Genomic DNA, 7,686 nt, shown 5'->3' on the forward strand with positions numbered 1-7,686 from the left:
CTCGCCTTCGGCAAGGACGCCGCCGCCGAGATGGGGGAACGCATCCAGGAACGGGCTGGCGTATCCCGCCTCCGAGAAGCTCGAGATCATCAGGATCGTCGAGCAGTCGCACCTGCCGGCGAAGCGCACGCTGGACAAGCTTGGCATCGCCCGTCGGACCTTCTACCGCTGGTACGACCGCTACCTCGAAGGCGGACCGGAAGCGCTGGAGGATCGCCCCTCGGCGCCGGGCCGAGTATGGAACCGAATCCCGGCCAAATCCACGACCAGATCATCGAGCTGGCGCTGGACCAACCCGAGCTGAGCCCCCGCGAGTTGTCCGTGAGGTTCACCGACGAGCACCGCTACTTCGTGTCGGAATCGACGGTCTACCGGCTGCTCAAGGCCCATGACCTGATCACCAGCCCGGCCTATGTCGTGGTCAAAGCGGCCGATACGTTCCACACCAAGACCACGCGGCCGAACGAAATGTGGCAGACCGACTTCACCTACTTCAAGATCATCGGCTGGGGCTGGATGTATCTGTCGACCGTGCTAGACGACTTCTCGCGTTACATCATCGCCTGGAAGCTGTGCACCAACATGCGTGCCGAGGACGTCACCGACACGCTGGATCTCGCCCTGGCGGCTTCCGGCTGTGACAACGCCACGGTGCTGCACAAGCCGCGGCTGCTCAGCGACAACGGGCCGAGCTACATCGCCGGCGAACTGGCCGAATATATCGAGGCCAACAAGATGAGCCATGTGCGCGGCGCACCGTGCCATCCGCAAACCCAGGGCAAGATCGAGCGCTGGCGCCACACCCTGAAGAACCGCGTCCTGCTCGAAAACTACTTCCTTCCCGGCGACCTCGAGGCCCAGATCGAGGCCTTCGTCGAGCATTACAACCACCAGCGATACCACGAGAGCCTGGCCAACGTAACACCGGCCGACGCCTACTTCGGCAGGGCTCCTGCCATCATCAAACAACGTGCAAGGATCAAGCGACAGACCATCGAATATCGGCGCTTGCAGCACCGCGCGCTCGCCGCCTAATATCAAACCCCAGACGAGGCCCGCACTCCGCTAATTTACGCCGCGATCTGCGCCAAATGTTCTGACGACGGACAGGATTTGCTGCACTAAAGGGCCTCCTTGATGTCCGCTACGGCGCCCGTGACGGATCCGCCTGCGCGGAGTTCTCGTGGGAAGGACAAGACGAGAATGGTCCCGCTTGCGGTCGCGGTTGGGCCGCCATCGGTACCGCCGGCCGCCTCATCGGGCACTTCTACATCCACAACGGCGACGATTCTGGCTTCGTCTGCGAACGCGCTTGAATTCGCCAACAGCCAATTAACACTCTGTTAACCTTAAAAAACTGGACGCCACACTCGAATCGTGACGTATCTTTAACGGGTGACTGCCGATAAATCGAACGTTGCCCGCCAAACAGGATGCGATCCGACATGTCACCGAGCGCCCCACCCTACCTTACGACGCCGCCAGAGGATCCGGCGGACAAAATCATCCGCCACGCCGGGATGCTCTCCGAGCATTTGCAGGCGCGACGCGAGCAGATGCATCCCCCAGACGCGCAAAAAACGCTCCGTACATTCTCCATCAATGAGGTCAGCCGGCTCACTAGTATACCTGAGTCTACGCTCAAGCTCATGTCGGCAGAAGGCAAGGGACCCATCCCGACCCGCCTAGACAACAACCACCGCGCGTATACTCTCTCCCAAATTAACGAACTCCGTCAAATATTTGCGGCACAGCGTCCATCCGATGCCTTGCGGTATCTACCTCATCGGCGCGAAAATGAGCATCTGCAGATACTGGCCATTGCGAACTTTAAGGGTGGCTCGGCAAAAACTACGTCCAGTGCACATCTAGCGCACTATCTGGCCCTGCATGGCTATCGCGTGCTGGCTATCGATCTAGATCCGCAGGCCTCGCTGTCGGCCATGTTCGGCGCCCAGCCAGAGATGGACGTCGGCGAAAATGAAACGGTCTATGCGACGTTACGTTACGATGACCGACGGAAGCCTATTCGAGATATTATCAGACCAACGTATTTCAGCGGCATTGATTTGATCCCTGGAAATATTGAAGTCATGGAATACGAGCATGAAACGCCAAGATTCCTAGCAAAAGGGCAGTCTGGGGATAGCATTTTCTTTGAACGGCTCCGCATTGCTTTGGCGGATGTGGAAGACGATTACGATATCATTATCTTGGACACGCCCCCTTCCCTCGGATTCCTCACGCTCGGCGCCATATATGCTGCCACAGGCCTTGTAGTGACAGTGCATCCAGCCATGTTGGATGTTATGTCGATGTGCCAATTTTTGTTGATGATGGGGGATCTGATCTCAGTCATCCGCGATGCCGGCGCCACCCTACAGCAAGATTTCCTACGGTACCTAATTACCAGACACGATCCGATGGACCAATCGCAACTCCATGTGGTGACCATGTTGCGTCACCTTTTTGAAGGCGACGTGCTGGCTGCGACTGCAGTAGAGAGTGCGGCTATCGAGACCGCGGGCCTCGCCAAGCGCACATTGTATGAGCTGGAGGCAGGCAACGTGGGCGCAGCTACGGCCAAGCGGGCGAGAGAGTCTATCGATGCCGTCAATGCCCAAATACTTGATTTGGTCCGCGCCGCTTGGGGTCGGAAATCATGAAGAAATCGCGTTCCATACTGCAATCGTTCGGCAGCTTCTCTCCACCTGCAACGGATGTTGGAGATGCTGTTGCGCCGGTGGCGCGGGTCGGCGCTGGCGTCATTGGCGCTACGCAGCGCACCCTAGCCGAGCTGCGTGATGAGCGGGATCGACTACGTGCACTGGTAGATGCAGGTGTTGGCATGGAGATGGACCCTGCACTGATCGATCCATCGCCTTTTCCTGATCGTCTGCCCGACGATGACGATGCGAAGTTCGAAATTTTCAAAGCGTCCATCGCTACGGACGGGCAGCAGGTGCCTATCCAAGTGCGCCGGCACCCCACTATGGATGGACGATATCAGGTGGTGTTTGGCCACCGTCGACTAAGGGCCGTCTCGGAGCTGGGACAGAAGGTCCGCGCGTTGGTCATTGATATGACGGATGCGGAGCTGGTTATTGCGCAAGGTCTGGAAAACTCGTCCAGACAGGACCTTACGTGGATAGAGCGTGCACTTTTTGCTGCACGAATGGATAGCGCAGGGGTCAAACCACGCGACATAAAAGCTGCACTATCCATCGATGACGCAGAGATGACGCGCCTCCGCGGGGTGACGCGAGCAGTCCCCATTGACGTCATAGAGGCCATAGGGCGCGCTCCAAAAGTCGGACGGCCAAGGTGGCTTAAGCTCGCGACCGCACTGGACTCGAATCCAGTCCTCGTCGAACAGGTGCGAAAGACCTTGTCAACTGACAAGGTTTTGGCGCTCCCTTCTGACCGGCGTTTTGCTGTGGTGCTAGCAGAAACAGCCGACGCCCCGAATCGTCCTGCTGTAGCGAGGCTGGACTTGGCCGATACCGGTGGGAAATCGATCGGCAAAATCGAGTTTGACGGCGGCGCTGTTAAGCTTGCCATCCAACCTGCGCACACTGTTAATTTTTCTAGGTTTTTGCAGGCCGAACTGCCGAGTTTGGTGTCAAGATATTTGGCGCGGAACGCCGAGAAATGAAAAAAGTCGCCCCAAAACCTTGTCAGGTGACAGGGTTTTGGGGCGACTTTTAGCCCATCACAAAACAGGAAACAGGAGAGCAAAAGAAAAAGGCCCCCAAAACGTTGCCGTCGTGGAAGCCCTTCTCATGTGTGACAACTAGAGAATCCCATTTCCACGAATCACTGTCAAGTGTTTTGAGCACCGGGTTGGTGATCAGTTGTCTTTTGCCTCTCCGGAGGTGCCCGATGCTCTGCGCACAGACATTAACGCCGCATGGACGGCGAACGGTCGATCTTGGCCAGGTAAAACTCAGGCTCGCCAACGCCCAGCGCGCCGCGGCGGGGCCAGCTCCCGTCAACAAATGGCAGGTGTACCGCGACGTCTGCAGCGCCAGCAATATGCTCGGCCTGCGCGACCGCGCGCTCGCCGTCCTCAACGCGTTGCTCAGCTTCTATCCGGAGCAGGAAATTACTGGCCCTTCGCCTATCGTATTTCCGTCCAATGAGCAGATATCAGCGCGGGCCCACGGGATTAGCGGCGCCACCCTGCGCCGCGCCATCACCGCACTGGTCGAGGCAGGCCTTATCGATCGCAACGACAGCCCCAATGGCAAGCGCTATGTTCGCCGCAACGCGGCAGGAGAGATCCAGCGCGCCTTCGGCTTCGCCCTCACACCGCTGATCGTGCGGGCGCAAGAACTTGCCGCCATGGCCCGGAGCGTCAGGCAGGAAGCGGAGATGCTCAGCCAAACCCGCGAGGCTTTCAGCCTCTGCCGCCGCGACGCGCGAAAACTCATTGTCGCCGCCATCGAACAGGGCGGGGAAGGTAACTGGCGTGACCTGCTTGACCGCTTCCAGACCATCGTCGGCAAGCTGTCGCGCAAGCCCGCCATCGACGAACTGCGCGCGGCGCTCGCCGCCATGACCGCGTTACGTGACCTTGTGATCAAGTCGCTGGAAAATAACACGAATGCAGCGAAAATGAGCGGCAGTGACCGTCAGGATGAGCGCCACAAAGAGAGTCACAACACAGAATCTTATAAAGAAAATTCAGAAAGAATTTCTCAGGATTTGAAGGCGCAGGCTGGATCACCTGAGGTGGATGAACCTCGCCGATCGGCCAGCCTGCCGCCTCTCGACATGGTGCTCCAGGCCTGCCCGCAGATTGTCTCCTATGCGAAAGGGCAGGACATACAGACATGGCGTGAACTGTTCATAGCCGCGACGCTCGCCAGCCAGATGCTGGGAGTCAGCAGGGACGCATGGATTGAGGCCTGCAACGCCATGGGCCCGGAAGCAGCCGCAGCCAGCCTTGCACACATCCTCGAGCGTCAAGAGACCATCTGTAACCCGGGCGGCTACCTCAGGAGCCTTAGCAAGCGTGCCTGCGCCGAAGCCTATGATCCGTGCGACATGATCATGGCCTTGCTGGCACAGAGGGCAGTGGGCATGGCGACGCCTGCCGATGATCAAACGGCGCGTATGTCGGGTCCGGAGATTTCATGCCCAGTCGGTCTGCCGACGCGGAAACTGCAGCACCTTCCGCGGAACAGGGCGAGTGCTCCAGCGCATAATCCCCGATCATACCACGGCCGCCTGTCTGGAAGTCCGCTTGCAGCATGGTGAGGCCAGAGGCGCACAGGTGGCGGTGTTCGGGCTTCTGCAAGGTTGCCGGTCTGAGTCGCCTTCCGGAAGCTGCCCAATCGCGATCCGGCGCCCGAGGAGATGAACGGCGCAGTTAGCCGCAAGCAAATTTGCCCCCATCGGGCCGTTTTGTCACGCGCACGGCGATATTTCGGGCCGATCGGTTCGGCTTCTGGATTGCAGACCGGTTCTACAGCAGATGGCCCCGTTTGGGGTGATTTGAATGCAGGCAATATCAGGGTGTCAGAGCCTCGGTCCTCTCGTTCGCACGGAGAGGAAGGCGCAACGGTTGACACAGGAACAGCTGGCAGGCCTGACAGGTGTCGGGGGGCGCTTCGTCAGAGAACTGGAGGCGGGGAAGGCGACGCCATCGGCCTCGCAAGGGGCGGGCGACCGATCACGCTCATCCTGAAGCCGTTCATTGAGGCGCTCGACGGCGCCGTTGAAAATGAACTGTTCCCGTTTTCGGCTGGCGGCGCGCCTGCATTTTCCTGCGCCTGCCGTCGTAATGCGCTAGGGTTGAACGATCCCGTTCCTGCTCGTGGAACGCGCTGCGACCTGGCGACGCTCTACAATGTGTCTGACGGCGGCCTATTCACGGTTTGCGAAGAAGCAGACCATAGCAAACGGGGCCTGTCGCAAACTTTCTGGCGTTGACGCTGCATTGGTTCTGGTGGGGCCATGGAGTGGCTCCGGAGAGCGACGCCATGATCCTGAACGCCCTTGCTGAGAGCCAGCGTCTATCCCGCCGCTATCAAGGATGGCATCGTCCAGGGTCTTCCCGATGCTGACGTCACCCATCGCATCTCCAAACACCTGCAACAGGTGATTGAAAGCGACCATTTCCGGCTCAAACAGATTATGCCGAAAGTGGGGCGTCTGCGCAGTACCACGACGGCGCGGCGCACGATCGCGGGTTTCGAGGCGCTGCTGTGGCGGCGCAAAGGCTTCGGCTTCGCCGGCGAGGGGTGCGTCGGTCGCCAGAATGACCTGCTTGCACCCTGTTTCGGATTTCAAAAGGTTAACGAAGCCTGAAAACAGGGGCGGCGCAGGGATTTCTGCCACTACCGCCACGGTTTGAGACAAGCCCATCATTTTCCTTGCGGCGCCAACCCCTATTTAAGAGCGCTTATTTTAGCTTGTCTGCTATTTAAGGAAAACGCCAATTGTTTAAATAAGGCCGCAATCGCATCATGTGGCATGTCCGAATCAACAACCAACCTCCGTCTGGGCCGCTTTGTCGAAACCCCCGTCGCGGGGGAGATCGTGCGCGCCTTCGTACCGCCCTCACTGCCTCCGGAACCGGCCATTGACGTGCTGGCCCTGCTGGAGCGGTTAAGTCTGGCCGAACGCGCTTTGGGGCGTCTGGACGGCATCACCATGCTGCTGCCACGCCAGGAACTGTTTCTTTATATGTATGTGAGGAAGGAGGCCATCTTGTCCTCCCAGATCGAGGGCACGCAATCGACTCTTTCGGACCTGCTCCGCTTCGAAACGGAGGCGCAGGCCGGCCAGCCGATCGACGACATACGTGAGGTGTCAAATTACGTAGATGCGATGATGTATGGCCTGGAGCGTCTGGAAAACCTGCCGCTGTCACTACGTCTGATCCGCGAGATGCATGAGCGACTGCTGCAAAGCGGTCGCGGCGGCACGAAAAATCCCGGCGAGTTTCGGCGGTCTCAGAACTGGATCGGTGGTTCACGTCCAGGAAACGCACTGTTCGTGCCGCCACCTCCGACCGAGATGGATGCCTGTCTCGACGCACTCGAGCGCTTCATGCACGAGGACGGCTCGCGTCTGCCCGCCCTGATCAAGGCCGGCCTGCTGCACGTCCAGTTCGAAACCATCCACCCGTTCCTGGATGGAAACGGCAGGATAGGTCGCTTGTTGGTGACGCTATACCTTTGCGTCAACGGTGTGCTGCGCAAGCCGCTGCTCTATCTGAGCCTTTATCTGAAAACGCATCGCGCTGATTATTATCGTCTGCTTCAGGAGGTGCGCGAGCACGGGGCATGGGAAGCCTGGCTCGATTTCTTCCTCACCGGCGTTGCGGATACGGCCAATCAGGCCTTCGAGGCTGCTACCCGTATTGTAGATCTTTTCAAGGAAGACCGCGAGCGGATTACGGCTCAGAGCGACCGGGCAGGCTCTGCCCTGCGTGTCTACGATCTTTTTCAGCAGAATCCGTTCCTTACGCCCAACCAACTCGTCCAACAAACCGGACTTTCGCCACCGACCGTGAATGCGGTGCTCGCAGATCTGGAACGGATCAGCATCGTTGAGGAGGTCACCGGGCGCAAACGGGGGCGTGTGTTCAGTTACCGGCGGTACCTCGCCATCTTGAGCGAGGGAACCGACCCACTCCCCACGACGGCCTAGCAGGCCGTTGAAAAAGTCGCTCGC

General features: G+C 59.0%; 5 protein-coding genes and 3 pseudogenes. All 8 read left to right on the forward strand.

Going from position 1 to position 7,686, the window contains the following annotated elements; all coding sequences use genetic code 11:
- Nucleotides 1-1,035 (forward strand): annotated as a pseudogene (locus AC6A67_RS07240) (IS3 family transposase); the annotation flags it as partial.
- A gap of 77 nt (nt 1,036-1,112) precedes the next feature.
- Nucleotides 1,113-1,316, forward strand: a pseudogene (locus AC6A67_RS07245) (hypothetical protein); the annotation flags it as partial.
- 129 nt (nt 1,317-1,445) lie between these two features.
- Complete coding sequence (repA, locus tag AC6A67_RS07250; protein ID WP_498035879.1) at nt 1,446-2,666, forward strand: plasmid partitioning protein RepA; 1,221 nt, start codon at nt 1,446-1,448, stop codon at nt 2,664-2,666.
- Complete coding sequence (gene repB / locus AC6A67_RS07255) at nt 2,663-3,655, forward strand: plasmid partitioning protein RepB (RefSeq protein WP_498035880.1); 993 nt, start codon at nt 2,663-2,665, stop codon at nt 3,653-3,655. The genes repA and repB overlap by 4 nt, the downstream gene beginning before the upstream one ends.
- Before the next feature lie 227 nt (nt 3,656-3,882).
- Nucleotides 3,883-5,262 carry a plasmid replication protein RepC gene (repC, locus tag AC6A67_RS07260; RefSeq protein ID WP_498035881.1) on the forward strand — a complete coding sequence of 460 codons (1,380 nt, stop codon included), beginning with the start codon at nt 3,883-3,885 and terminating at the stop codon, nt 5,260-5,262.
- A gap of 241 nt (nt 5,263-5,503) precedes the next feature.
- The gene (locus tag AC6A67_RS07265) at nt 5,504-5,692 is read left to right on the forward strand and encodes a helix-turn-helix domain-containing protein (RefSeq protein ID WP_191321215.1); all 189 of its coding nucleotides are present in this window, start codon (nt 5,504-5,506) and stop codon (nt 5,690-5,692) included.
- Between the two features lie 320 nt (nt 5,693-6,012).
- Nucleotides 6,013-6,315: pseudogene (locus AC6A67_RS07270) on the forward strand (DDE-type integrase/transposase/recombinase); the annotation flags it as partial.
- A gap of 165 nt (nt 6,316-6,480) precedes the next feature.
- Nucleotides 6,481-7,662 (forward strand): Fic family protein, encoded by a 1,182-nt coding sequence (locus AC6A67_RS07275; protein ID WP_498035882.1) that lies wholly within the window; start codon nt 6,481-6,483, stop codon nt 7,660-7,662.
- The last annotated feature ends 24 nt before the right edge of the window (nt 7,663-7,686 follow it).

The sequence above is a fragment of the Camelimonas sp. FR25 genome (assembly GCF_059740505.1).